General features: G+C 44.3%; 4 protein-coding genes. 1 reads left to right on the forward strand and 3 read right to left on the reverse strand.

Annotated elements, in window-relative coordinates; all coding sequences use genetic code 11:
* Positions 1-203: 203 nt before the first annotated feature.
* Positions 204-437, reverse strand: coding sequence for a DUF6870 family protein (locus tag Q0Z69_RS16675; protein ID WP_298035528.1), 234 nt, complete (start codon positions 435-437; stop codon positions 204-206).
* Positions 438-536: 99 nt separating this feature from the next.
* Between Q0Z69_RS16675 and Q0Z69_RS16680 the strand changes: the two genes are divergently transcribed.
* Positions 537-767 (forward strand): hypothetical protein, encoded by a 231-nt coding sequence (locus tag Q0Z69_RS16680; RefSeq protein WP_298035529.1) that lies wholly within the window; start codon positions 537-539, stop codon positions 765-767.
* Between the two features lie 628 nt (positions 768-1,395).
* Here the strand turns inward: Q0Z69_RS16680 and Q0Z69_RS16685 are convergent.
* On the reverse strand, positions 1,396-2,577 hold the full coding sequence (locus tag Q0Z69_RS16685) for a hypothetical protein (protein WP_298035530.1): 1,182 nt from the start codon (positions 2,575-2,577) through the stop codon (positions 1,396-1,398).
* Positions 2,469-3,748: hypothetical protein (locus tag Q0Z69_RS16690; RefSeq protein ID WP_298035531.1), on the reverse strand; the 1,280-nt coding region annotated here is incomplete at its 5' end. The genes Q0Z69_RS16690 and Q0Z69_RS16685, both read right to left, overlap by 109 nt.

The raw sequence follows: 3,748 nt of genomic DNA on the forward strand, positions 1-3,748 counted from the left end.
TCCGCGGCTGATGATTTAAGTTTATCGGAAATCCCGCACATTTCAGAGGGACTGGCAGGGCCGGTCCGCTCTGAAAAACCGACCCTTTGAGTACCGCCTATATCTAAGCATAACACAAGTCCGACTGCTTTTTTATGGTGCAGTAGGCCGGGTTCCTTGGTCAAAACCCGGACAATTTGCCCGGGTAACCTGTGTCGATGATGTCATCCTGCGGCACATTTGGAGCGAATATAGTCTGCCATCAGATCCTCCAATGTAACGTCTGTTTCGGAAAACGTGAGCTTCACAACGTATTTCCCATGCCGGAACAGATACGGATTCTTGATTTGGCGGATGAAGTCGCGTATCCGTTCTTCCTTCGGGAGCGAGGTATCGACCTTCACATCCCGAATGTCCACCAGGGCGTCTCTGTCAATGTTCTCATAATCCATGCGCATCCTCCTGTTCCTATGGATTCAACGGGTCAGGTCATGTGATATTCGACGCCGACTGAAAGTGTTGCTGAGACAAAGCCCCTGCAACGGTTCACACCCTACATGGGCAAGATACGTAAGTCCAGCACCGGAGGCATCTACCAGATCAACGACCACCTCTACGAAGGCCGCTACACCCCCACAAACGCCCATGGAAAGCGTGAGGTGCATACGGTGTACGCCAAAACAAGGGAGGAATGTGGGCGGCTCCTGAACGAGATGATCCCATCGGTGCGCCAGGATACAGTCAGAAAAGGCGGCCGCGGAGAGCAAAACTTACCCAGCCTAATCTAAAAAAGCGAAAACCCAAGGGCCGGACCCCATCAGGGAATCCGACCCGTTTCGGCGATATGGTCTTTCATGTGGTCAGCAGGCGATTTTACCAGCCAAGACAGTAAAATCCAACACAACTGCCGCTTACTGTCGCAAAGGGTTTCAAAACCTGCAAACGTCACGGAGCAGAAATGCGTATATGCTCACGAACTGCAATCGCAATAAAAATCCGGGCATTTCCAAGCCATTTCAGACCTTTTCCCTCCAAAATCAGCAGCTCGTTCATGCTATCCATTCCACTGTTTCCACCCCCAACTTTCCGCCAGTGGGTCAGGTTGTGGGTCAGGAAACTCTCCGGGCGGAACATAGCCTGGTCAATTCGGGTAGGCACCCAAAATGGCTTGTAATGGAACAGCGCCGGGCAGTTAAAGTATATTTGAACTGTGAAACACTAAAAAGAAATAGTTTAGGGATAAATTAAAACAGGACTGTTTCTATACAAATCTCCTAAAAGGTTAAAAGCTACACGGCAAAGCAGCAAAGCAAACATACATACTTACTCTTTCGGAGATGTCACTGTGATTCCCATGTGGAAGATGATTAAGATTAACATCCCATAATGGTATTACTATGGAATCGAGGCGAAAAATCATGACAGAGTCCCAATATATAGCCAAACAGGGTCAGTACTTAACGTCAAATCTGTCAACATCTTGTTGATACGACCTGTTTCTTTCCGAACAGGCTTATAAACAGGACCTTCTTTTCCTCTGTGCTGGGTAATAAGTCCCTCATCTTGTAGTTTGCGAAGAATCTTTTCGCCTAAAGGTTTATTGGCAGAATCTCCCATTCCGCGAAGCAACGCGGATTCTTTTCTTCCCGCCCCGGGCTGGAAGAATATTTTACGGAGCATTTCCACAAACAGCTTTTGTGCTTCAGAAAGGTGGGCTCTTTTAATCAGGGTAGTCGTTGCAAGTTGCTCATATTCGGATACCTCACATTCCACGAATTGTACGGGGATGCCACTTCTGGAAGCAATTCCGTATATCTTGGAAATAAGGCATCTATTGAGTTTGACACTACTATCCAATATGGCATTTGTAAGGTCGATATTTTCTATAATTGAGTCAGAAATTTCTAGATTTCTGATTTCTTTTCCCTCAAAAGACAAGCAGGAGAAATAGCCTCCATTAATATAAATACCCTTAAAATCAAAACTGCTTTTATCTATCAGACATAAGGCAGAGACAATATCTGCTGCCAATACTTTGTTTGCGCTCAATGCAGTTTTTTTTGCGGTGGCAAAAAATATATCTTTGCGCTTGGTGTCCATCATGATATACTCGGCGAGAATGCTCAACCCGGTTTGATCCAATGGATACTTCCAATCTGCGGAAAGTATCTTTTCGTCCCAAGAGTTGGACATCTCGATAATACTCTCCGCTCTTAAACCATTTAAAATAAAGCTGTCCAAAAATTGCCTGTCAGGGGAATCGGCATTGATTCGCCCCAATGAAGGGAGACGTTGAAGCATAATTGCTGTCTCGTCGCTGGGACTTACCCCCACAGCGTTTACAAATGCGTTTGATAAATCGTTTTGAGTGATTGGCCCGGTATTTTCACTACTTTCACGCGTTTGATTAGCGAGATTTAAAAGGACTCTTTTTATTGCCTCTCTATTAAGCGCAGGATAAATCTTTGCCTCACGTTCACAAAGCATTTCTAAAAAATTATTCCAAAAACTGTAAATATTATTAAATACTTTTTTATAGAAAAGATATCGCCGCATTTCAAAAGAAGCTGAATGACTAGCGGCCGCTTCGGGAACCACAATGGTAACTCACCCAGCGTCTCACTCCCAATTCCCTCAGGAATATTATTCCGAATAAAGTCAAGCAATTCCGAATCGGTGAACTCCTGCTGACATTCAAGGATAACTGTTTGTTCGGGAGAAAGTCCCAAGCTGCTCATCATTTCGCTATCAGAGTTGAAGTAGTATTCCCGCCCGGTAATCAGGATTCCTCCCTGAACATGCTGAATAAGATCTTTCAGACCTGCCATGGAAAGCTCGCGTATATGTTGCATCTTCCGAGCATCACTGCTCCAGGCTTGTGTACCTATTTCGTCAAATCCGTCCAACAAATATATGTTTCTAGGGGCTTCGTAAATTTTCATAAAGTTATGCTCAACTATCCCCAAATCGCAAAAATGTCGGGAGAGAATTTCGCTGGTACGTTTAGCGCCCCAATGATCACGCAGATTAATGGCAATAGTATGAAAGTTTTCAGCGGGATTGGCTGTCAGCTTATCAAAAACTTGCTTGACACACCGGCTTTTTCCAAGGCCAAAATCCCCTTTGAGGACTATATGCTTTCCTCTCTTTAAGTTATCAATGATGTCAGCAACCGTGAACTGGTTTCCTGAATCCTTTTGTATGTATGAAACATTAACATAAATGTTGTTTTCCGGTTCACCCGTCTCAATGTTGATGAGACTTCCAAACGGTTTTTGTTTGCGGATAAAGACATAATTACTGTAATTAAAAAAATCGTCTCGAAACTCTTTTACGGACATAACAGTTACTTTCTGAGCTTTACCCGTATCCCTCATGGCGTCTGTGGGGGTTTCCTGCATGACAATATAACATTTGCAATAGATATTATCCGCAATAAGATGATTCCTAAGCGAGATAAGTTTTGCTACATCCTCACGGATTTTGACAAGATTATGCTCCTGAGTAATTTCGACAGCCACCCAGCTGTCAGTATCGACCTCCAGAATACAGTCGCAACGAACTCCAGCGATTGTCCTCTGCGTCGCCGTACACCCCCAACGGTAGCTAGCGATTTCTCGAACATTTTTCTCAAATTCTTTCCATGTCATAATGTTTTTTCCTTCTTTCTCTGCTTCAGTGCCTTGAATTATATAGAAACTATAAATGAGCAAATTCAAAAACTGCCCACCACCCCCCGACATCGGCGCAATCCCTCGGAAAAAGTACG

Source organism: uncultured Dysosmobacter sp., assembly GCF_947631165.1.
In the GTDB taxonomy this organism is placed as follows: domain Bacteria; phylum Bacillota; class Clostridia; order Oscillospirales; family Oscillospiraceae; genus Oscillibacter.